Below are 24124 nucleotides of genomic sequence, written 5' to 3' on the forward strand. Positions count from 1 at the left end.
ATAGTATGAAATACGGAAAATCCCTCTAAATTCCACAAGATATTGTTTTTTAATTTTCGGCACTTGAAACCATATCCGTCCCATGTTTAATGAATAATTTAGAAACTAATGATTGTGTTTTGTTCTTGTTATAAGCTAGATAAAAATATCTTTCATCGTCGAAATCGTCGATTTCATACATGTTAAGTAATTGTTTTTGGGCATATCCCTTAGCAGCAATTTCTGAGATAATGGCAATCCCCATGTCTTCGATGACAAACTGGATTAAATTTTGCCCGCTTTCTGTATAGGCAATAATCTTCATTTGTTCTTTCGAGATGTTATTTTTTTTCAAAAATTGCTCAAGAATAGCGTTTGTTCCTGACCCAGAATTTCTCATAATGAATGGATATTTCATAAGCTCCCGAATCTTCACCGGTCCGTTTAGCTTTGTTTGATTCGAAGTAATGAGGACCAGTTTTTCTTTTAACAGCGCAAGATAACAAAGTTTATCGTTTTCAAATTTCTCTCCCAAAAATCCCACATCAACCGAACCATTTAGCACCTTATCGTTCACGACTTTTGAAGGAGATTGTTCAATTTGAAACACCACATTCGGATATTGATTTCTAAAGTGCTTGATCATTTTTGGAAGGATAAATTGTCCAGGAACAGAACTTGCTGCGACCCGAATCTTTCCCTGCAGTTCATTCATCCCTTCTTTTAAGTCAAGCATGGCTTCATCTTTTAAAACAAGTAATTTTAGTGCCCACTGATACAAACGGCTTCCATAAGGCGTAAGAATAATTTCCCGCCCAACCCGATCAAACAGTCTCATATTCAAGGTTCTTTCTAAAGCTTGGATATGTGAACTTACGGTCGATTGACTCAAAAATATATCCTCTGCTGCCTTAGAAAAGCTTTTATGCTCCACCACTTTTGTAAAGACAAAGAGCTGGTGTAAATCCATCCGATCATCTCCATTATTTGAATCGATTTATCGCTATAATCGATAGATAGTCATTGATAGAATCGATAAATTGAATTTATCTTCATCATACCATTTTTCTATAATGAAAAAGACGGATTTTTTTATTCTGTTCTTAACCAATTACAACAGGGAGGTCATCAATGATTTCATTTTTAGAAAAAATCCAGGAAAAATATTTTAATCGCTTTTGGAATCCATACATCGTCCTGATTTTCGCCGGCGTATTCGCCGCATTTTATTTTGGGCTTACTGGTACACTATGGGCGGTTACTGGAGAGTTTACGCGTTGGGGCGGAAATTTACTGCAATTATTTGGTGTGGATACTTCCCATTGGGCATATTTCCAAGCTATTAAACTAAAAGGTGAACCCATCAACAGAACCGATGGCTGGATTGTTATCGGGATGCTATTGGGCGGCTTATTCAGCGCTCTGATGAGTCAAAATTTCAAATGGAAAGCACCAAGGCAAAAACGCCGTTGGGTTTGGGGGTTTGTAGGCGGAATCTTAGCCGGGTTTGGGACTCGTCTTGCAATGGGCTGTAACCTTGCTGCTTTTTTTACAGGCGTGCCTCAATTTTCACTCCATTCCTGGTTCTTTATTGCTGGAACCGCATTGGGAACTTATATTGGAGTCAAATTAGCAGTTTTGCCTATTTTTAAAGGGAAAGCAAAAGTGGAATTTGGCGTTCGTCCAGCTAAAATTGGCTCCACCACTGCTCATACTCAAAATCGGCAGCTTTACACAGCTTCAGCCGTTTTTGTGATCGTAGCATTGATTGCGATCTATTATATTTCAGCAGGGCAGCCCTTGCTAGGCATTGCTGAACTGTTTGGCGCTGTTTTCGGGATGTTAATCCAGCGAGGACAAATCTGCTTTACATCAGGACTTCGGGACCTGTGGCTTACAGGCAGAGGAAAGTTGGCAAAAGCCATAATTCTCGGAATGGCGATTCAAACGGTCGGCACAGCGATTTTTATTTTTAAAGGAGCCCAGCCCGTTATCCACTGGGCAAGTCTCGGATCACTCCTTGGCGGCATCATGTTTGGTGTAGGTATTGTGATCGCTGGCGGATGTGAAACTGGCTGGATGTACCGACTGATGGAAGGCCAGGTCCAATTTGTAGCAGTTGGAATCGGAAATATTGTTGGTGCCACTGTTCTCGCTTACGGTTGGGACCATTGGGGAATATTTAATGGGCTCGTTAAAGGAGCCCCTGAAGTCAACTTAATCACTTCACTAGGGTGGAGCGGTGCCTTGCTCGTAACAGGCGCCTTCCTAGTTATTCTCTATCTGCTTGTCGTCTGGAAAGAAACCTCTTATATGAAAAAGGTCAAACGTGAGAGCATTCCTTCATCCAAAACGACTAGCGCATAACAGATCGGAGGTTCTTATTCATGGATAGAAACAAAAATGAACAGATATTGGTAGATGGTACTCTGGATGTTCGGGGAGAATCTTGTCCATATCCTGAACTATACACACTTGATGCGATTAAAAATCTGGAGTCCGGTAAAATTTTAGAAGTAATCGCTGATTGCCCGCAGTCCTTTATCAACGTACCTGAGTCAGCAACAAGACACGGCCATAAAGTGATTTCCACTTTTAAAGACGGTTCAACCTTATATTTTTATATACAAGTTTCCTAAAAAAGGAGAAGGAATGCTCAATAAAGCATTCCTTTTCTGTTTAAACACTGCTATATATTTACCCCATCTGTTCTTTTTAAATAAAAGATTTGCGATTGATAGTCCCCGCCGCGTTCGGCTATCCTACCATTTGCCCCATTAAACTCAGTCGGGAGTTGGATCCCAACCTGCATTAGTTCGTCTCCAAAGTAAAATTGCCCCTCGTTGTTCACTTCGTAAACAGTCGATGCATCCAATCCAGTTAACTTCAATGTTTGCTGTTTTGGAGGATTTGGTGTAGCAAGAACCTTATACCAACCTACCAGTGCCTCTGATTGATCCTTGCTTACGACCATCCAAGCCGTTTCATTACTGAAAAAAGGACTTAAAATACGATAAAAATTTCCATCTCGAATTAAGCAGCGATGCTTTTTATAAAATTCTACCTGTTCTTTAATCTCACTAATCTCAAGAGAAGAAAGTTTTCCGGGATCCAATTCATAGCCAAATGTTCCAAAGTAAGCCGTATTAGCCCGAGTTGATAAAGGTGTGATTCGATATGTTTGATGATTCGGAACTGTAGACACATGCGACCCCATACTGTAAATGGGAAAAACATAAGATGTTCCGTACTGGATTTTCAATCGTTCAACAGCATCTGTATCATCACTTGTCCAAGCCTGGGGCGCATAATACATCATTCCCGGGTCAAAACGGCCGCCGCCGCCCGCACATGACTCAAATAAAACATCAGGAAATTCACTTGTTAACCGCTCATAAAGCTGGTATACCCCTAAAATATAACGGTGGAAAAATTCACCTTGCCGCTCAGTACTTAGTTTTTGCGAAAACGGTTCGGTAATATTGCGATTCATATCCCATTTGATATAAGACAAACCGGTTCTTTTAATAATATCAGCCATTTTTTCATAGAGATAATCAACAACATCTGACCTTGAAAAATCAAGTACCAGCTGATTTCGCCCTAATGTATGAGGAAGATGCGGCAAGCCTACTGCCCAATCAGGATGCTCTTGGTATAAGTTACTCTTAGGACTAACCATTTCCGGTTCAAACCATAGCCCGAATTTCAGCCCAAGTGCATTAATTTTTCCAGCCAAGCCTGCTAAGCCCTCGTGCAGCTTCGTTACATTTTCATACCAATCACCCAAAGAGGTGGTATCATCATTGCGCTTTCCAAACCAGCCATCATCAAGGACAAACAGTTCGACCCCTAATTCCTTTGCTGATTTTGCGATATCCAAAAGTTTTTCTTCATTAAAATCAAAATAAGTTGCTTCCCAGTTATTAATTAAAATTGGACGCTCTTTTTTTCGCCATTGTGCAGGTATAAGGTTTTCCCTATAAAGATTGTGGAGGGCTTGGCTCATCCCATTAAGGCCTTGATCAGAATATACGAGCACGACTTCAGGAGTTTGAAAGCTGTCATCAGTGTTTAGCTCCCAACTGAAGTCATATGGATGAATACCGGCGAGGACTCGGGAGGTATCATAATGATCGACTTCTACCTGCATCAGGAAATTGCCGCTATAAATATGATTAACTGCAAAAACTGAACCACTATGCTCCGTTGTATCAGGCCGCTTTAATGCCAAAAACGGATTATGATGGTGTGAGCTCGCCCCGCGCAAACTTGAAATCGACTGGATTCCCGATTCCAATTTTCTTTCCTTTACATGCCTTTCCCGCGACCAGGTACCTGCCAAATGCGTGAAAATAAAATCCTTATCGGGAAGGTCGAGTGATGCTCCCATCATCCTGTCAATGATCAACTTTTCTTCACCGCCATTTTTCAAAGAAGCGCTTCTTGTGATCACAGGTTTATCCCGAAAAATGGTGTAATTTAAAGTTAATTCTGCTTGCAGGAATGGATCCTTTAAAATAACCTGAACGGTTTTTGCCTCGTCCTTTTCACTCGTGAATGTAGCTGGCAGCCCCTCAAGTGACGGCTTTCCTTCCAATAGTTGAAATGAATCATATTGGAAATGAGGAATATGGCGCAAATGTTCTTTCCTTAGACTGATGGCAGGTTCGCGAAAATCCGAATTTCCGTATACAGGATACTCTTGCCGCAATGTTTCCAAACAAAAGGCTGGATCATCTTCATATGGATGACAGCTGGCTGGTGTTGGCAGATCATACCGTTGCAAATGAGAAAAATCAGCCCGATGCTGCAATGCCTTTCCAAAATATAAATGGCCCAGCTGTCCATTTTTCATAACGTGGAAAATATAGCTAATCCTACCGTTTGTTAAATGAAATTGTTTTTTTTCGGAATCAACATGAATTTGCATAATTTTCTCCTTATATTTGAAAAAGAAAGAGCCCCACTATGTGAAAGACTCTTTCTCATTATCCAAGTTAATTTTTTCGAATGATAAACTCGAAGCTTAAATCTTCGTCAGCATGGAGCAGATATTTGTCGTGGACAGGTGCACCCCAACTGTCATCACCACCGACTCCCATTTGTTTGTCCGCAATGGTTACGACTGTATAGTGGACATTCGGGAGTTCATAATGATGTCTAGCCTGTTCAAGCTCAAATGCTGTATAGGGTGAAATCGTGCACTCCAGCGGTTCTGCCGTAGCGGAAATCGTGATCCCCTGTGCATTGGCATCATTAATACTAACCCTGCGGACTCCTGTGATGCCGCCGGATTCCTGCGGCATCACATAACCTGAAAGAGTTTCTGAGACACGATTTTGAAAGATACCAAGCCTTGCTCCCTTGGAACGGTCTGCGTAGTTTTCTTCTGGCCCCATCGCATACCATTCCAATTTGTCATAATCAGCGGGAATCTTAAAGGAAACGGCAAAAACTGGCAGCTGCGGCAGATTCTTTGCACCGTGATAATCAGACTTTACTCGGATACTGCCATCAGGATAGACCGTGTAGCAAATGGTCACACTAACCTCATTACTAATGGAAAAAATATAACGGAATGTAACGCTCACTGAGCCGATATCTTCTTTCACTTCAAAGCCAACACATTTCCGTGCAAGGCTCGCCGCAAACCACACTCCGGAATGGAAATCCTGGCTAAATCCTCGATCATTATCTGTAGTTGCTCTCCAAAATAATGGTGCAGGGGGAAGAGAAATCATTTCTTTTCCTGCATAGTTTAAGGATACAAGGCTGCCTACCTGTTTTGAAAAAATTGCAGAAAAGTCGCGGCCATGAACACCAATATTGACATCACCGTGCGCAACCCTTAAGTCTCCCGTAGCGCCATTTCCATCCGTCAGCACTTGCTTCTTGTTCATAAAGACAAATTGCCCAAAAGCTATTTCATAACCGGCATCTGCCCAAAGTGTTTTTTCTTTTAACTTCAATCTTGTATGAATACAATATTCTCCTGGCTCAACAACTAGATCATCCATGGAAGCAATCTCTACTCGTGCCTCACTGCCAGGCGCAACGGTCACCTGAAGTTGGTTGCGAGATACTTCCCTGCCTTCATAAAACAAAATATATTCTAGCTCATAATCATCAGCATAGGAAAACAGGCTTTCATTCGAAATCAGAACCCCATCACGGTCAGGCACGAGCTTAAAGTTTTGATACAAATACTTTACTTCCTGCATTTTCGGAGAGAGTTCCCTGTTTGCATAAACAATTCCGTCTGTACAAAAGCCATAATCAGTAGGGCGGTCATCAAAATCGCCGCCATATGCTAAAAATTCCTGACCATAACGATCTTTTTTCATAATCGCCTGATCAATATAATCCCAGATAAAGCCGCCCTGGTACATGTCATATTTCCGTTCTAAATCTGTATATTCGTCCATACCGCCTAGCGAATTGCCCATTGCATGCATGTACTCACAGCTGATATAAGGCTTCTTAGGGTTTTCCGACAGATACTTCTCAATATCTGCAGGTTTCGCATACATTCGGCTTTCCATATCGCTTGTCTCATCGTAATCGCGGTTATGGAATACACCCTCGTAATGAACGAGTCGGCCTGGATCCATTTTTTTAAAATACTTGGAAACATTCAGAATCACTTCACCCGCATATGACTCATTGCCGCAGGACCAAATCAGGATGGATGGGTGATTCTTGTCCCGTTCAAACATCGATATTGCCCGATCCATAACGATATTCTGCCATTCAGGCTTATTTCCAGGTATATTCCAGGAAGGATCGACAGCCCCCATCTTTTGCCATGAACCATGCGTTTCCAAATTCATTTCATCAATCACATAAATTCCGTACTCATCACATAACTCATACCAATAAGTCTGATTGGGGTAATGGGATGTGCGGACAGCGTTAATGTTATGGCGTTTCAGGGTTTTAATGTCAAATAGCATGTCTTCTTTCGTAATGGCACGGCCACTTCGGCAATTAAATTCATGACGGTTTACGCCCTTAAAAACAATCCGCTTTCCATTAAGGCACATTATTTTATCGACAAGTTCAAATCTTCTAAAGCCAACCTTTTGCGGAATGACCTCAACTAAACTTCCTTGCTCGTTATAGATCGAAATGAATAATCGATATAAGTATGGATCCTCTGCACTCCACAGTTTTGGTTGATCTGCTTCAAGTGCCAGAGTCCACTGGCTGCCAAGAACATTGATTGATTTTTCCGTGATCAGATTGCCATTTGCATCATAGAGCACAGCCATGACTTTTGCAGGAGCTTTTAGAGAATTCATCAACTTGGCTTTGACTTGCACCATTCCTTTTGAAAAAGAATCATCCAATTCAGTGCGGAAATAAAGGTCATTGATATGGATCTCTGGGACTGTGTATAAATAAACATCACGGAAAATACCGGAAAGCCTCCAGAAATCCTGATCCTCAAGCCAACTACCGGTGCTTCTCTGGTATACCTCTACTGCCAGTTTATTTTCTCCTTCCGTGATAAAGGGAGAGAGATCAAACTCTGCCGACGTGAAGGAGTCTTCACTGTAGCCAACAAACTCACCGTTCAGCCATACATAGAAGGCTGACTCCACCCCTTGAAAGGAAATAAAAGCAGGCTTATTTTTCATATTTTCAGGCAAAGTAAAGTACTTGATATAGCTTCCTACTGGATTATGATCCATTGGAATTTCCGGCGGACGAATTTCATTATGTCCATCCCACGGATACATGGTATTCACATATTGAGGTTTTCCATACCCCTGAAGCTGTATATGGCCAGGAACATGAATGTTCCCCCAACCTGAACACGGATAATCAAGCTGATAAAAAGACAGTGGACGACTGTCCGGATTAACCGCATAGTTAAATTTCCAATTTCCATTCAACGAATATCTCATTGCCATTGGACCAGCAATGTTTGCCTCATCCATCGTCACATAATAACGGTGGTCGGAGTGTGCTGGGAGCCGATTCACAGCAAATTTATTCAAATCGGTTAACCAGTTTAAATCAGGGACAATGGTCATTGTTCAAACTTCCTTTCAGACATTTATTACTTCACCGATCCAAGCATTCCGGCGACAAAATGTTTTTGCATAATGAAGAAGATCGCCGCTGCCGGAAGTGTTGCGATCGTAATTGCGGTCATAATCACTCCAAAGTCGGGAGAATAACTTGATCCAAGATTGGAAATGAGCAGCGGTACGGTTATATTTTCAGGAGACTGCAAGACAACTAAAGGCCATAAATAACTGTTCCAGCTGCTCATGAAGGTAATAATAGCTGCTGCTGCATAGGTAGTTTTCATGGTTGGAACGTAAATTTTAAAGAAAATACCTAGCTTGGTTTCACCATCAATCCGCGCTGCTTCAAGTATTTCTTTTGGGAACATTTTAGTGCTTTGCCTAAAGAAAAAGATGAGAAAGGCTGTTGTCACAGTCGGTAAAATAACAGCTGTTATGGTATCAATACCAATTCCTGGGGCTGCCTCTGAAATAGATGCAAACATCCTAAATAACGGCACCATTAATGCAGCAAAAGGAATCATCATCGAAAGCAAGAGAATGTTAAAAACAATGTCTTTTGCCTTGCTTTTATAGATTTCAAATCCATAACCGGCTAAAGATGCAATTAACATCGAAAGCAACGTAGTAATAATCGATATTTTTGCTGAGTTCCATAAAGCTGTGCCAAGAGGATTAGTGCTTAAAAGGTGCTGAAAGTTTTGCATAAAAAAGCTGCCTGGCATCATTGCACCCTTTGTAACGTCAACTGACTTATTTGTTGAGCTTATAATCATCCACAAAAATGGGAAAATAGAGATAATCGAAGCAACAAAAAGGAAAAGATAGCTCAATGTACTCTTTAGCTTACTCATTTTTCATCACCTGCCACTTTAAATTGAATGATTGAGAAGAACACGATTAATATGACAATGGCATATGAAACAGTCGCTGCATACCCAAAATCAGGAGTATATTTAAATGAAAGGTTGTAGATATACTGTGAGATTGTCATTGTGGCATTTCCCGGACCGCCATTTGTAATATTCTTTACTTCATCAAATAATTGAAGTGTACCAATTGTTGAAGTAATCGTTGTAAACAAGATGATAGGTTTCAATAGTGGAACGGTAATTTTGAAAAATTGCTGAATCGAGGAAGCCCCATCAATTCTTGCTGCTTCATAAATTGATTCATCGATGTTTTGCAGACCAGATAAAAAGAAAATCATATTATAGCCAGTCCAACGCCATGTAATCGCACAAATAATAACGATCTTAGCCCAAAATGGGTCTGTTAACCAAGGAATCGGATGAGAGATAAGGGAAAGTTTCATAAACATCATGTTGATCATTCCGTCTTGGGCAAACAAGTATTTAAAAATAACCGAGTATGCGACCAGGGAAGTCACACATGGCAGAAAGATCGCAGTCCGAAACACGCCCTTTAGCTTTAATTTTCTATTGTTCAGCAAGACAGAAATAAAGATAGCAAGAAGAATCATAACTGGTACTTGAATAATAAGGTAGATCACCGTATTTTTTACTGTTTCAAGGAATACAGGATCTTTAAAAAGCCGTAAATAATTGTTTATACCAACAAATGAAAGATTGGTTCCTGTTCCCGATTGAAGAGACAATAGTAACGCCTTAATCATCGGATAAAAGTAAAACAAGCAAATCATGATGATGGCGATCGCAGTAAAAGACCAGCCAATGACTGCATTTTTTGCTTTCAGGCGGCTTAACTTTGCTGGACCTGCTGGTTGTACACCTTGCGTAGCTTTTGCTTCCATCATTAACTCAACTCCTTACCCTTTTTACTTTCCTAAATAGACAGCCTCGGAACATCGCAGCGGATACTAAGTTAAGAGCTAGTATCCAATAGGAGATGGCGATTTCCGAGGCTTAATGGCTAATTCACTTATGAATTTTATCTTACTTAATTTGTTCCGCTTGTGTTTGTGCGTCTTTTAGAACTTGGTCAAGGTTTTTCCCCTTGAGATAATCTTGTGCACTAACTGCCAAAATGTCCTCTATTGCATACGTATTTAAGCCATAATTCACCTGAGGGATATTGTTGGTCCAGTTTGCAAAATCAGAAATGGTCTTTTGACCGCCAAAGAAATCATCACTGGCTTTATATGCTTCTGAATCAGCTGCTGGCTTATAAGTACCGATTGCACCAATTTGTTTTACAATATCTTGATAGAAGCTAACGTTAGAGCCAAATGTTTTTGCCAAAAAATCAGTGGCTTGGTCCTTGCCTGGAATATTAAGAACGTACCAAGAACTTCCGCCTAAGTTAGATGCATTGACCGAACCAGAAACGCCTGATAGTTTTGGAAATGGTACAACTGCCCATTTTCCAGATTGAGATGCTTGAGATTTAATCGAAGGAGTAATCCAGTTACCAGTTGGAACAGTTGCAACATCTCCATTATTAAATGCAGCTACAAATGTATTCCAATCAGAAACAGGTTTGACGATATTTGCATCCATTAATGCTTTGTAAGTTTGAAATGCTTCTTTAAGTGCTGCGTTGTTAGCTAAATCTGGTGTAGACCCATCTTTTTTCGAGTACCATGCACCAGCTGATTGAACCATCATGCGGATTAAGCCAAGATCTTTCGGATCCTGTGTCAGCATGTCTTTACCAGTAGCAGCTTTAACTTTTTTAGCAATTTCAATGTATTTATTCCAATCAATATTTTGCAGATCAGCTACAGTGTAGCCTGCTTGTTTTAAATAATCAGTTCTTACGTATAATCCAGTTACACCTGAATCAAATGGAACGCCATAGTTTTTGCCATTATATGTACCGGCAGCCACTTTATATTTAGCAAAATCACTTGCTTTAAATGAACCTGAAACATCCTTAAACTTATCTGGATATGCTTTTAGGAAACTTTGAGAACGATAGTCTTCAATCAGGACAATGTTCGGTAGTCCTTTTGTTGAACCAGAGCTTAAAGTTGTGTTTAGCTTCTGCACAATGTCGGCTTGCGCCATATTGACAACATTAATCTTAAGGTTAGAATCAGTTGATTTATAAATCTTTTTCGCAATATCCATCGCTTTAATATTAAAGTTAGGATCCCATGCCCAAACCGTTATTTCTTTTACTTTTTGATTACTACTAGAAGATTTATTCGTTCCTCCGGAAGAAGAACAGCCTGCTAATGCAAGAATGGCTACCAACAATAATGCTAATATTTTTTTCATTCTTGTCCCCCCAAACATCATATTTGTAAGCGCTATCCCCTTACAAATATGATGTTAACACTTTAGCATTACTATTCGTTAGGATTATATTTTCTTATTTTTGTAGTATTTTTAGAAAATAAAAACGCTTTCATATTTACCGATTTGTACTTTCTTTAGATTCTATAACAAATTTTAGATACCATTAATTGGGATTGTTATCCGAATCTTCGTCCCTTCACCCAGCTCACTGGAAATGGCTACACCATACAAATCTCCATAGATTAGTTGAATTCGTTCATGTACATTCTTTACACCAATTCCTGAAAATAAGTGCTGTTTCCGTTTCGTATCAGGAAGTTTTCCTCCCGTACTTACTTCCATTCCATCACCATTGTCGACCACTTCACAAATCATGTGGTTACCATCCTGCCAAATGAGAATATGGATAGATCCCTCGGGTTTATGGTTAAAACCGTGAAAAAAGGAATTCTCGACAAAGGGCTGAAGGATTAACTTTGGAATGGAATATTCCATGCAATTTGGGTCTACAAAATAGTCTACCTTAATTCGGTCACCATATCGTTTTTGATTAATGAATACATAGCTTTTCAGATTTTCAAGCTCCTGCCTTACCGTTACCGTTTCTTTGACATTGCCAATCGTATTTTGCAGGAGGGAAATCAACGCATTAATTGTTGAATCAGCGTCTTTTTTTTCACCTTGAAGTACCATAAATTTAATGGAGGCGAGCGTGTTATATAAAAAGTGCGGGTTAATTTGCTGCTGCAAAGCTTCAAGTTCGGCGTTGCGCTGTTTCTTTTGTGCCAATACCAGTCGATCTACATATTCATGAAGCTCTTCAAGCATGGAATTAAAAGCCTGGCCAATTTGTCTCGTTTCATAGGTACCAGCAACCGAAACGTAGTGGAAATCATTTTTCGAGGCATTTTCTATTTGCTTGACAAGCCGGGTTAAAGAATTTGTCAATCTTCGTGAAGCCAGAAAAACAAATACCAGGGCAAAAAACACGATTCCTACCACAATCAAGGCGATTTCCTTTGTATTAATCAAATCACCAATTGCTTCCTGCTTGTTGATTATATTGAACAAATACATATCAAAAAATGGAATATATTCCACAAGCATAATTTGATCTTTGCCCCTAAATTTTTTAATCATATATTTTTGAGGGCTCTTTTCCATCTCCTTCGCATAGCTAAGAAGCTTTGTGTCCTGCTGTCCGACGAGACTGTCCGTATTGCTGGAAACAATCGTTCCATTTCGATCAACAAGAAAGAGAGTATTACCTAACCCTGCATTGTCTGTAAAAAGACTTTTAAATTGTTTTTTTGAAATGGAAAAGTACATCGAGCCAAAGACCTTTCCAGAAAGAGGATCCATTATCCCTCTGGAAGCAATCATGTAATCTTCCCTGTTAAAAGGGTTAACCGAAAAATTATAATCATATTGATACATCAGCCTCTTGGGGTCCTTTAACGTATTAAGGGCAATAGTGCTATTTTTTAACATTCCCTCATTGATTGGCCAATTTGAATTGCCATCGGTATAAATGGTCCCGTCAGTCCCCATGATGGTAATCCCAATCTGATTGGACCCGAGAATGGAACTAATATATTCTACTTTTTTATCCCAATTATAATAGGCGTTCATTTTTTCTGTTCCAGTTGCCTTCTCCGTCAGAATACTTTTAACAACGATGCTTTGAAGGAGATTGTTTGAAGCATTGACGATTGAGTTATCAAATGTTTCAAAGTTTCCTGCTATTTTCGCCATGACCTTTGAATTCATGATGCTGAACTTTTCGATAAAAAACTTTTCGGACATGTTAATCGTTGTCCAAGTAATTGCGACGGATACAACAACAATGCTCGTTACCGTTATAAGAAACATAAAAATAAAAAAGCCGTTATGTTTAATACGTTTAAGAAGAGTATTCAATGTGCTGCCATCCCTTTATTTCATGTATTTTTTCTTTTAAATTGGCTTGGCGATAATCCTTTAACTTTTTTAAACACCTTGCAAAAATAACTATGGTCAGAATAGCCAACCATCTCACTTATTTCTGAGATCGGAATCTTATCCTTTATTAACAATTTTGATGCTTCCTCAATTCGAATCTTATTTAAATATTCGATAAACCCTTCATGCATATGGGTTGAAAAATAATTTGAAAGATAGGATGGATTAAAATGAAAATGTTTTGCCGTTTCTGTTAACGTAAGCGGCTCCGCATAATGTTCCATCATAAAATTGATTAATTTTTTCATATTAAAGTGGTCTTGAAGTTCAGGCGCAGGTGATAAATACTTTTTTACTTCTTCAATAAAAGAATCTAGTATAGCAACTGCCTCTTGGGCTGTCGCAACTTCATCAATCGATTTGAAATACGAGTATTTAGCCGTGTCTAGCTCCCTCACATCATACTCCGTGTTACTTAGAAGAATAATGATATTGAAAATAACTTTGCTGTAAAATGCTTTGTATTCAAAAGGATCAACCGTGTAACACTGTGAAAATTGGGCAGAACATTCTTTTAAATAGCCAAATGCGGAATCGAATTGTTTATCTTTTATCTCTTTAGTAAACAGATCAAGATGAAACGGTTCTTTAAGTGATGGAGGTTCTGGTAAATTTCCACTCATTAGGAGTGGCATCTCAGAAAGAAAAAACTGATAGTTCAGCAATTTTGATAGCTTGTCTTTATATACGTTTCCCATTTGTAAAAAGTCAGAGAATTCATCTGTCAAAGAAAATCTTATGTTAGGTTCAAGTACTAAAAATTGGGTTACAGCTTTAATTACATTCTCAATATTAACTTTTTCTATATTTATAAGAAGAATACTCATGTTTTTATTTGGACTGCAGGAATAATAGACTCCATCTTTAACATTTTCACGAAGTTTCTCTACGATTCTTTCTTTTACGATCGTTTGCAGATCGGTTGTTTCACTCTTACCGGAAACTCCTAGTAGGTAAAAACTCTGAAAAGGAAAAATAGTAGTTGTCTCATGTTCATTCCATGTAACTTCGTATCCAGAAATCAAATTATTCATGATTTGTTCAATGGGAGGATGCCCATCAGAATTTTGGTTACTTGCTTTGAGAGCTGGTAATCTACTTGCTGCTTTTTTCAACCCATTTAATAGATTTTCTGCATCTAACTTTGGCTTTAAAATATAGTCAACAACGCCATTTTGAAATGAAGACCTTACGTAGTCATACTCACTAAAACTACTTAAGATAATGATTTCAATATGGGGATAGCGTTCCTTTACAACTCTTGTTAGTTCTTCACCATCCATAATGGGCATGACGATATCGGTAATGATAATTTGCGGATGAACAATTTCAATTAACTCAAGTGCCTCTTGACCATTAGAAGCTTCACCAGCGACAATAAAGCCCTCCTGCTCCCAATCAATGTAGTGGATAATCCCTTTCCTTATTAATTGTTCATCATCTACAATAAGAATTCGACAAAGTTCCTCCGCTTTCAAAAAAATTCCTCCCATGCCGCATACAGAATATATACTATAATAATATATAATTTTGCATCCAATCTGAATACATATCTATGATTTCCCAAGATTCAACAATACTTCATAATGGATTTTCCTTGCTTTGACTTGTCCGAAGTTAGCTCGACTTTGGACAAGAGCCCGCTGTTTTAGCTTTGCATTGTCCGAAGTTACCTCGACTTCGGACACGGCCATGCTTTTTTAGCTTTGACTTGTCCGAAGTTGAAGTCCGCCTGCTCTATCACAAAAAAGTGCCAGGCACCGCAAAAAGACACGTCTTTTTGTGATGCCTGGCACTCAATTTTTTCAAAAAGTCTTAAGAAACCTGCTCGTTTTTGATTGCTCCCGTTTCACGCTTTCCAATACCAAAGGCGTAATAACTGATCGAAACCAAGGCCAGAAAAATAATCCCAACAACAAGCGATACACGTGTATCTTGATTGAACCACATAGCGATTAATACTAGAACCAGGAATGCGATGGTCAGATAGTTTGAAACAGGGGCAAAAGGCATTTTGAATGGATGCTTGTCCATTTGGTCACCTTTCACTTTTCTGAATTGAATTTGGCTGATCAGAATCACAAACCACGGAATCATTCCCGGAAGTACACTAGCACTATAGACATAGACAAATAAATTTTTTGGTGCAATGAAACTTAAAATAATGCCAACTACCAAACCAACTAATACACCAATCGTACTGAAAAGGGGTACCCCATTTGAAGATAATTTCGTAAAGATTTTTGGTGCTTGCCCATTTACACCCAATGTGTAAAGCATCCGGCCTGCACTGTAAATCCCGCTGTTACATCCTGACATGGCTGAAGTGATAACAACAAAGTTAATAATTCCCGCTGCTGCTGTAATTCCAAATTTTGCGAATGTGGCAACGAACGGACTACCAATGGAATGCAGCTGGTTCCATGGATAAACGGTCACAATCACAAAGATTGCTCCGATGTAAAAAATTAAAATCCGCCAAATAATGCTTTGAGTTGCTTTTGTTAATGTTTTTTGCGGATCCTTTGCTTCTCCCGCTGTAATCCCAATTAATTCGACACCTTGATAGGCCCCAATAACAAGTGATAAGGCAAAAAAGAATCCTGACCAGCCGCCTGTAAAGAAGCCGCCATGTTTCCACAGGTTTGAAAGCCCTGTTGGGATGCCTCCATTACCTATTCCGAAGAAAATGAGCCCAAATCCGGCCACGATCATCACTAAAATCGTGACGACTTTTATCAACGAAAACCAAAACTCAAATTCACCAAATGATTTAACCGAAATTAAGTTGGCTGCCCCAAGAATCACAAAAGCAACTACCCCCGGAATCCAAGCCGGGAGATGCGGGAACCAATACTGCATGTAGGCCCCAACGGCAATAATTTCGGACATTCCAACGATCACCCATTGAAACCAGTTGCTCCACGCCGTTAAATACCCTGCTAACGGATGGATATACTTATAGCCGAATGTTGCAAATGAGCCTGTGCTTGGCTCCATATATAACATTTCTCCCATTGCCCGCATAATAAAAAAGATAAAAATCCCTGCAAGGATATAGGCAAGCAATACAGACGGACCCGTCCATTGAATCGTACTTGCTGAACCCATAAATAATCCGACACCAATAGTGCCGCCCAACGCAATCATCTGAATATGACGCGATTTCAAGCCTCTCTTTAACTCTTCCTTTTCCACTTTGCTCCCCTACTCTCTCTAATGTTGGTTTTCTACCTGTCTGAATTATTATTCAATTATAATATCACTCTCCAAAAAAGACAATTGTATTTTTCAGGAAAACACTTATTTATCTAGATTTTTTAAATTAAAAACTTAAGAATATTTGTTTTTTTAAAAAATTTTAAAATAATTTTGATAGCTCAATTTTTTACTAATAACTAATTAAGGGGCAGTTTTTGGTTAAAAAAATAACACCCTACAAAAGGTGTTGGGTGAAATAATATGAAGACGCCACTATGTTAGGTTTTCATATCCCTTGTGAGTCTTTTAGAAAAGCAGTTAAATAGTCAACATTTGTTATTTTTTATTGCATTCGCTGCTGTCGGCGCAAATTAGATTGCCGATTGCTTTGTAATAATCCGCTTTTTTGGTTTTTTCGCTTTTGTTACCGTGGAAAAATAGGCCACCTCTCCAAAACTATTACAGAAGGAACAAAGGTTTTTTTTACTTGTCGGTGTAAATTCACATTCAATACCGACCATTTTTCCATCCAGCTCGTATACAATAAATTTTTTATTCGACCTGAGGTCGTTCCAGCTTAAATAGGTCAGTCGGCTGTGGTCTATATTTTCTAGATCAGGCAGCTTTAATTTTTTCTGTTTCGGAAACATTTTTTTCAGTTGCTGATCGGTGATTTTTGGAAAATCCTGCAAAGCCCCCAGCGTAAAATACTGTTTGATTGAATCGTTTTTCAAAATAAGTGCCTCTATTTATGATACGGTTCACCGTAACACAACTAAGTGAGGCTTTTCGAATTTCTACACGATCGGTTTATCGAAAATGAATACGGATACCGCCATATCCTCTTCAATCTTTGCATCCGAAAATAAATGAAGAAGTTTGGAACCGACGAGCTCCTCCATTCCTTCAGGCACTTTCTGCTTATATATTTCCCGTATCATTTCGGTTCTGGCACTATGAATAACTTTTTTACCTTCTTGGGATTGTGCGATAAATTTTTCCGTCGGCGTTAAAATACCATACATAGTGGTGACAGCCATATTCTCCACGAAATGAGTAAAAATTCGCTCTGGTCCCTTTCCAAAAATATCTTTTCGCATTTTCCGTACAATATCATTAAAGGCTGTTTCCTTTTTCCCCATGTTCTTGCCTCCTAACAATCGGATTAATTACAGCAAAGTCTGTAAAAATTTCAATGGGCAAAATTTTGTCTTGTTTTTTTTGATTAGAGGAGTATAATCAGGGCTGCTAGACACAATTTAGACAAATTTAATCAATGGAGTACTAATAAAGCATTTTGTTAGAACTCTATTACTATTCCCAATGGAATGATTCATTAGTAGGGATTGCTAATTGATTACTCCATCACAAGAAAACATCTTATCTGATGTGGCTTTGTGATGGGGTTTTTTGTTTTTACATGGCAAAAAATTATGGTGAGATTAGGAAAATAAAGCATATTTAATCAGGAGGTTTTTTACAGGAATGTCTTGGACGGTCTTACATTTTATCGGAATTATTTCATATGCAGCAAGTGGGGCATTTGTTGCTCTTGAAGCAGAATATTCCTTTATTGGGGTATACGCTTTGGGATTAACCACATCCTTCGGGGGAGCGCTGGTTCGAAATTTGATTATTGGTGTCCCCGTTTCTGAACTATGGGAGCATTCGATCATTTTAACGGTTTTACTGACGCTGACATTCATCGTTTTATTACCGCTAAAGTGGATTAATAAATGGCGACGGTGGAGTTTATTTTTTGATTCCATTGGACTTGCTTCCTTTGCTCTCCAAGGAGCAATATCGGCCAAAGAGGTTTCTTCTGGTGATTTAGGTGTGATGATTTTGGCATCGATGTTTACCGGCGTTGGAGGAGGGATGATTCGTGATGTCATTGCGGCTCGAAAACCTCTTGCTTTAAAAGAAGAAATTCATGCGATTTTAACGATTTTATGTGCTATATGTATTTGGCTGGGTTGGAACACCCCGCTACAGTTGACTCTAATTGTCCTTGTTGTTATAGCTTTACGTATGTCTGCTATTCGCTATCAGTGGAGGTTGCACCTACCCTGCAATCTTAAAAAGGATCATAAAACACAGATGCATTTTAAAATACTCCCCCTAGGTAAGAAAACGATAGGAAAAACAATTTTTGAAAAAAGTAAATAAAGGTTTAGCAGCACCATCCTTTAAACGGTCAACTTTCTACTTACTACAACCCAGTTCTGTTTCAAACTCCGCCTTGTTTCTCGTAGAAAAAGTGGAAAGCCATATGTATGTTACATATGGAGGGATGCAAAATGAACCGATGCAAAGTTTGCCGCAAAAAGCCAAAATTAGAGCGACGGGTGAATTGCGAAGGGATTGTGTTTTGTTCAGACGAATGCTACGAGAACTACGAGCATTCGCTATACGATGATAGTCATCCATATATTGATGATTATGATGCTGTTCGTTTTGAATACATGGAATGGATGAGGAGTTACGAAGCGGATCTATACAAATATGGTCCTTCCAAAAAAGAAGACTTAGTAGAAGGTATCGAGAGCGTAATTGAAGAATTTTCTGATTATATCCGATTAGAGGGAAGCGACGGGGTGTTTTCAAAAGAAATCTACCATTACTTATTGGCTCTTGAGGAATTAATAGATATCATCAATAATTGGGAACCATCGAAAAGTTTTTAATCACTTTTCTCGTCCAAAATATGGCCCAAGTATTCTCCTAGCATTTAGAAAAATGTGCCTAATTGTTCTCACAATTAGGCACTTAGGTTCTTAACGAATAATGTTATCTTGCTTTAATAATTTAAGAGCTGTTTGGTTATTGGAGACATTCAGGATGATGGAATTCGCACCACTGTAAGCAGCGAACACTACCACGTGATGGTATAATGCTTGTAAAATACGGCTTAAGACTCCTGGGGCAGGTGTTACAATAATTTGAATGACTTCCTCCTGATGGTATCTTACGCCTGCAGAACGAAGAGCATCCCGAGCTACCGAGTTAGCACGGGAACTATTCGAACTGAGAGGGCCGACAACCATTCGGACAAAGTTAACGTTACCCATGTCCAACTTATTTATTGTAAAGGCAATAATCGTTACTCCCTGAGCTGCGATATTTCTTAGAATCGTGTTGAGAGTTCCATCATTGGCATAAAAAGAAAACTCCTGTCTTAACGTGGCAGTAGTGGAATTAGGTTGGTTAGTTTTGTTGCTCATCGATTTCACTTCCTTTCTATCGGACTATAATAGTTTATTCGGGTAATCCTTAAGAGGACACGCTAATTTGTCCATCATTTAGTATTTAATTTTAAAAAAATCCGTTGGCACAACAACTAAACTATTAAGAAGAACCGATAAACGAGAAAGGTTGAAATACGGCCTATTGTTTTTCTTTATATTCGTTAATTCGATCAATTGTTTTTTCACTTTAATTTTATGCTTTGTAACTTGGATATTTTTCAAATCACAGGAATAATACGTTCTACTATTTAGTTCGAATAGAGATAATAGGCATCTTCCAAACGGAAGCACCTATTTTTGATGTATTCGGTGTTTGTTCAAAAAAATAGAGCCAGGAGAACCCTAGCTCTATTCCAATTCCAAACTAAATAAATCACAGCACTTATTTCATTCTTCAACAAATTTATTCGTTAATTTCCCAAGTTTCTCTATCTCCACTGTCACTACATCACCAGGTTTTAAATAAACCCGCTTATTTTCTGGAAGTCCGAGAACAACGCCTGCCGGGTTCCTGGTTAAAATTATATCTCCAGGTGTTAATGTCATATGATGTGAAATATAACTTACAAGTTCATCGCAATAAAAAATCATGTCCGATGTATTGGAATTTTGACGGACCTCACCGTTAACAGTCGTTTTTAAGCTTAAATTATTAGGATTCCCCACCACATCGGCTGTAATTAAATATGGTCCAAGCGGGCAAAAGTCATCGCATGTTTTTCCAAGAAGCCATTGATTCGTTCTCAACTGTAAATCTCTGGCAGAAAGGTCATTCCCCACACAATAGCCAAATACATAATCCAGTGCGTTTTCCTTGCTGATGTATTTCGCCCTTTTTCCGATCACGATGGCAAGTTCAACTTCATAATCCAGCTTATTCGTTATCTTTGGCACAGCAATATCCTTCTTATGGCCCGTAAGAGTATTGTTAAATTTGCTAAAAAGGATAGGCACATCTGGGTATGGCGCATTGGTTTCATCTGCATGTTTGCGATAATTCAAACCTACACAGATAATCTTACCTGGGTTTGTTACACATGGCCCCCACTCAAGATGGTGTTCATTTAGTACATAGTCTGAATCATTTAAATCTAATTCCTGAATAAATGTCATCAGTTGATATACTTTTTCTTGGCCGCCCTGAATAACAGACATAACATCTGTCGGAATGTCTTCTTGTGACTTAACAGCCGCAGCGGCTTTCACATCAATAATTGTCTGGTCAATTTTTACACCAAGCCTGGTTTCACCATTTTTAAAAAAAGTTAATAGTTCCATAGATTAATACCCTTCTTTATTTTTTTGTTAGTCTTCTTTATGACTCCTCCGTCAATATATAGGGAAACATCGTAAACATTGATTTATTAAAGTTTCTTAATATATAAAAAGACAGAACAAACAATGTTTAGAAAAGAAAGAGTGTGAGCCGTAATAACACTCACACTCTTTCACTATTTAAAGCAAGCATCACACCGGAATATTTTTTCTTAAAACAAACCCATACATTACAGCAGAAACTAATGAAAGGATACCTGTAACAATAAGAGCAAGCGTGAATCCGCCTTGGGTAGAAATCATAAATCCTGTGATGATTGGCGCAAATGCTCCTCCTAAGAATCCGCCAAAGTTCTGGATGCTGCCGACGGAGGCAACAAATTTAGGTGTTTCAACAACATCTGTGGCCAGTGCCCAAATTGGGGCAGAACATAGGCTGTACGTAAACATTCCGATCGTTAGTAAAGTAACAGCAACGCCAGGGCTGTGAGCAAAAGCGGTAATAAGCAGAGCAATCGCAGTCAGAAAAGCACCAAGAGAAATCGTCAACCTACGGCCGTCAAGACGACTTCTGCCACTTTTAATGATCATATCTGAAATTCTTCCACCTAAAAGAACACCTAAAGCACCCGCAATAAATGGCAAGGAAGCAAGGATACCCGTTCTGGAAATGGAAAATCCCTGGGCTTTCACGAGATACGTAGGAAGCCAAGTAATATAAAACCAAAACAAATATTGTAAAGCAAAGTTACCGACCATCATGGCCCAAATTGGAAAATGTCTGAACAATTTAAACCATTGTCCCCATGTAACAACCTCTTTTTTGGCTGCAGCTTGTTCCGCTTTCTCCTCATCGCGGTCTTTCGAAATGTAAGCCAACTCTGCTTCCGATACCCATTTATGTTTTTCAGGATCATTATAAACGATCACCCAACCTAATAGGGCAAGGAAACCTATGGACCCGATAACGAAGAACATAGCAACCCAGCCAAATGCCAGCATAAGTGCAGTACAAATTGGTGGAGAAATGGCCAAACCAACTTGTGTTCCAGCTATAAAAATACTTGTAGCAGTTCCCTTTTCATTCTTTGGAAACCAGGCATTTGTAGCTTTAATGGCGGCCGGGAACATAACTGACTCACCCATTCCCAATACAACACGAATAATGATAAAAGATGTGATGGCACGAGCAAAGCCGGTAAGAACCGATACAATTGACCAGACAGCAACCGAAATTGACATTAAAAGCTTGGTTCCAAAACGGTCGACTGCCCATCCGGCAGGTAGATTCATAATGGCATATGGCCATACAAAGGAAGAAAGTATAAATCCCATTTCAGTCGTGCTAATATGCAAATCTTTCATGATAAGCGGCGCAGCAATCGATAAATTTCCCCGATCCAGGTAATTGACTATCGAAAGCAGCGTCAAGACGGCGACAACCATCCAGCGTACATTTTTTCCCCGTGGTCTTATAATTGGTTTCTCAATTTTTGTTATTGTTTCAGCAGTTTCTAGTTTCATTGGATTCACTCCTGCACTTTAATATTGTCAAAACAATTTTATTGGCTTTTTCATACAGGGGGATGACCACTTACCAATCCTTATTTTTATTATAAAAACTGGCGTTATTTTCTAACCCTTCGAACTATTCATAGCTGATCGCACAGGTTTTAACTTGGGTGTAAAATTGAAGTGCTGCTGTTCCCTGTTCACGCGTATGGGAGCTGGACATTTTCATTCCTCCGAAAGGCGCCTGGTATTCCACACCGGCAGTTTCTAAGTTAACCCTAACCATTCCGGCCTCTGCTTCATCCAAAAAGCGAAGACCATTTTGTAAATTGCTCGTAAAAATAGATGCAGTCAGACCAAAGATTGTATTGTTGCATGCTTCCACAGCTTCCTCAAAGGAATGTACACGAATTAAAGCAGCAACCGGGCCAAAAACTTCTTCCTGAATCAACGGGTGATCAACACCAAACCCTTCGGCAAGCAGCGGTGCAATAAAATACCCCTGATTCGGATTTGCTGTAATCGTTCCTTCGGCAACTATTGCACCTTGCCTGGCCATCTCAACATATTTGGAAACGGTTTCAAATTGTTTACGAGAAGCAACCGGGCCCAGGTAGTTGGCAGAATCAAATGGATCCCCAGTTTTTAGGGTTGAAACCGCTCGGCTTAATTCCCGCTTAACATCTTCATATATTGCATCTTCGACGATAATTCTACTTGTTGCCGTGCATTTTTGCCCTGCAGAACTATACGCTCCCGATACAATTGCCGGAATTGTTTTTGACAAATCGGCATCAGCCAAAATCACAGCAACATTCTTTCCGCCCATTTCCGTTTGGAACTTAATATTTCGTTTCGCACAAGCGGAGGCGATCCACTGGCCCGTTGAGGTAGATCCAGTAAAACTGACTGCTTTGACGCCTTCTTCCTCCAAAAGGGTATTACCGATGACACTTCCCTTTCCAATAACGAGGTTTACGACCCCTGCAGGCAGCCCTGCCTCCACAAAAATTTCCACCAGTCGTGTTGCTGTAAGAGAAGCATTTTCAGCTGGTTTCCAAACAATAGTATTTCCACAGATTAGTGCCGGAGCAATTTTCCAAATAGGAATCGCAACTGGAAAATTCCATGGCGTAATCACGCCAACTACCCCCAGAGGAACGCGTTTGCTGTACTGCAGGACGTTTTTTTGAGATGCAGGGATCACATCACCGATTTCCCTCATTCCTTCTCCGGCATAATACCTTAATATATTTATTCCGCGTGTAACCTCGCCCAACATTTCATGGAGAGGTTTTCCCACTTCACTACTGGAAAGTTTTGCCAACTCTTTACGATGTGTCTCCAGCAGCGATGATATTTTATATAAAAAGTCTGCCCGTCCGACACCGGTGCGCCGGCTCCAATCCTTGAAGGCCAAACGTGCAGCATCTACCGCATGCTTGACATGATCGGGACCTGAACAATGGAGGGTGCCCACCTTACCAGTCATGTTAGCCGGATTCCAAACATCTTTTGTTGTCCCTTCGGGAATCACCCATTCGCCGTTAATCAAATTTCGCGAGTCCATGTTTAAACCTCCCTGTGAATTCTCTTTAACACGGCAAGGAACAAAATTCCTCGCCGTGAAAATAATCATGCAATC

General features: G+C 39.5%; 19 protein-coding genes. 4 read left to right on the forward strand and 15 right to left on the reverse strand.

The annotated features are described in order from the left end of the window. Positions 1–49: 49 nt before the first annotated feature. Positions 50–949, reverse strand: a complete 900-nt coding sequence (locus RCG17_RS10370) for a selenium metabolism-associated LysR family transcriptional regulator (protein ID WP_308175094.1) — start codon at positions 947–949, stop codon at positions 50–52. 161 nt (positions 950–1110) lie between these two features. On the opposite strand from RCG17_RS10370, the gene yedE reads away from it, so the two are divergent. Then, the gene (gene yedE, locus RCG17_RS10375; protein WP_308175095.1) at positions 1111–2346 is read left to right on the forward strand and encodes a selenium metabolism membrane protein YedE/FdhT; all 1236 of its coding nucleotides are present in this window, start codon (positions 1111–1113) and stop codon (positions 2344–2346) included. A gap of 20 nt (positions 2347–2366) precedes the next feature. Beyond that, positions 2367–2618, forward strand: a complete 252-nt coding sequence (gene yedF / locus RCG17_RS10380) for a sulfurtransferase-like selenium metabolism protein YedF (RefSeq protein WP_308175096.1) — start codon at positions 2367–2369, stop codon at positions 2616–2618. 50 nt (positions 2619–2668) lie between these two features. On the opposite strand, the gene RCG17_RS10385 is transcribed toward yedF, so the two are convergent. From RCG17_RS10385 to RCG17_RS10430, 10 genes are all read right to left on the reverse strand, one after another. Next, entirely contained in the window at positions 2669–4912 is a 2244-nt protein-coding gene (locus tag RCG17_RS10385) for an alpha-galactosidase (protein ID WP_308175097.1), read from the reverse strand. Between the two features lie 67 nt (positions 4913–4979). After that, entirely contained in the window at positions 4980–8021 is a 3042-nt protein-coding gene (locus RCG17_RS10390) for a beta-galactosidase, LacZ type (protein ID WP_308175098.1), read from the reverse strand. A gap of 26 nt (positions 8022–8047) precedes the next feature. After that, positions 8048–8872, reverse strand: coding sequence for a carbohydrate ABC transporter permease (locus RCG17_RS10395; protein ID WP_308175099.1), 825 nt, complete (start codon positions 8870–8872; stop codon positions 8048–8050). Then, the gene (locus tag RCG17_RS10400) at positions 8869–9792 is read right to left on the reverse strand and encodes a carbohydrate ABC transporter permease (RefSeq protein WP_374120950.1); all 924 of its coding nucleotides are present in this window, start codon (positions 9790–9792) and stop codon (positions 8869–8871) included. The genes RCG17_RS10395 and RCG17_RS10400 overlap by 4 nt, the downstream gene beginning before the upstream one ends. 142 nt (positions 9793–9934) lie before the next feature. Next, positions 9935–11221 carry an ABC transporter substrate-binding protein gene (locus RCG17_RS10405; RefSeq protein ID WP_308175101.1) on the reverse strand — a complete coding sequence of 429 codons (1287 nt, stop codon included), beginning with the start codon at positions 11219–11221 and terminating at the stop codon, positions 9935–9937. A 174-nt stretch (positions 11222–11395) separates the two neighbouring features. Continuing rightward, positions 11396–13162, reverse strand: coding sequence for a sensor histidine kinase (locus RCG17_RS10410; protein WP_308175102.1), 1767 nt, complete (start codon positions 13160–13162; stop codon positions 11396–11398). Positions 13163–13182: 20 nt separating this feature from the next. Further along, entirely contained in the window at positions 13183–14721 is a 1539-nt protein-coding gene (locus RCG17_RS10415) for a response regulator transcription factor (RefSeq protein WP_308175103.1), read from the reverse strand. Positions 14722–15058: 337 nt separating this feature from the next. Beyond that, positions 15059–16441, reverse strand: a complete 1383-nt coding sequence (locus RCG17_RS10420) for an amino acid permease (protein WP_308175104.1) — start codon at positions 16439–16441, stop codon at positions 15059–15061. 374 nt (positions 16442–16815) lie between these two features. After that, positions 16816–17178 (reverse strand): FBP domain-containing protein, encoded by a 363-nt coding sequence (locus tag RCG17_RS10425; protein WP_308175105.1) that lies wholly within the window; start codon positions 17176–17178, stop codon positions 16816–16818. A 63-nt stretch (positions 17179–17241) separates the two neighbouring features. After that, a complete protein-coding gene (locus RCG17_RS10430; RefSeq protein WP_308175106.1) occupies positions 17242–17586 on the reverse strand; it encodes a Na-translocating system protein MpsC family protein in 345 nt (114 codons plus the stop codon). 343 nt (positions 17587–17929) lie between these two features. On the opposite strand from RCG17_RS10430, the gene RCG17_RS10435 reads away from it, so the two are divergent. Together RCG17_RS10435 and RCG17_RS10440 are read left to right on the forward strand one after the other, a co-directional pair. Beyond that, positions 17930–18613 carry a trimeric intracellular cation channel family protein gene (locus RCG17_RS10435; protein WP_308175107.1) on the forward strand — a complete coding sequence of 228 codons (684 nt, stop codon included), beginning with the start codon at positions 17930–17932 and terminating at the stop codon, positions 18611–18613. A gap of 131 nt (positions 18614–18744) precedes the next feature. Continuing rightward, complete coding sequence (locus tag RCG17_RS10440; RefSeq protein ID WP_308175108.1) at positions 18745–19131, forward strand: hypothetical protein; 387 nt, start codon at positions 18745–18747, stop codon at positions 19129–19131. Between the two features lie 90 nt (positions 19132–19221). Here RCG17_RS10440 and RCG17_RS10445 read toward each other — a convergent pair whose 3' ends face one another. From RCG17_RS10445 to RCG17_RS10460, 4 genes are all read right to left on the reverse strand, one after another. Further along, positions 19222–19668, reverse strand: coding sequence for a hypothetical protein (locus RCG17_RS10445; protein WP_308175109.1), 447 nt, complete (start codon positions 19666–19668; stop codon positions 19222–19224). A 411-nt stretch (positions 19669–20079) separates the two neighbouring features. Then, the gene (locus tag RCG17_RS10450; protein WP_308175110.1) at positions 20080–20970 is read right to left on the reverse strand and encodes a fumarylacetoacetate hydrolase family protein; all 891 of its coding nucleotides are present in this window, start codon (positions 20968–20970) and stop codon (positions 20080–20082) included. Between the two features lie 189 nt (positions 20971–21159). Then, a complete protein-coding gene (locus RCG17_RS10455; RefSeq protein WP_308175111.1) occupies positions 21160–22491 on the reverse strand; it encodes an MFS transporter in 1332 nt (443 codons plus the stop codon). Between the two features lie 124 nt (positions 22492–22615). Beyond that, the gene (locus RCG17_RS10460; protein WP_308175112.1) at positions 22616–24049 is read right to left on the reverse strand and encodes an aldehyde dehydrogenase family protein; all 1434 of its coding nucleotides are present in this window, start codon (positions 24047–24049) and stop codon (positions 22616–22618) included. Between the last annotated feature and the right edge of the window lie 75 nt (positions 24050–24124).

It is taken from the genome of Neobacillus sp. PS3-12 (assembly GCF_030915385.1).
In the GTDB taxonomy this organism is placed as follows: domain Bacteria; phylum Bacillota; class Bacilli; order Bacillales; family Cytobacillaceae; genus JAEVLT01.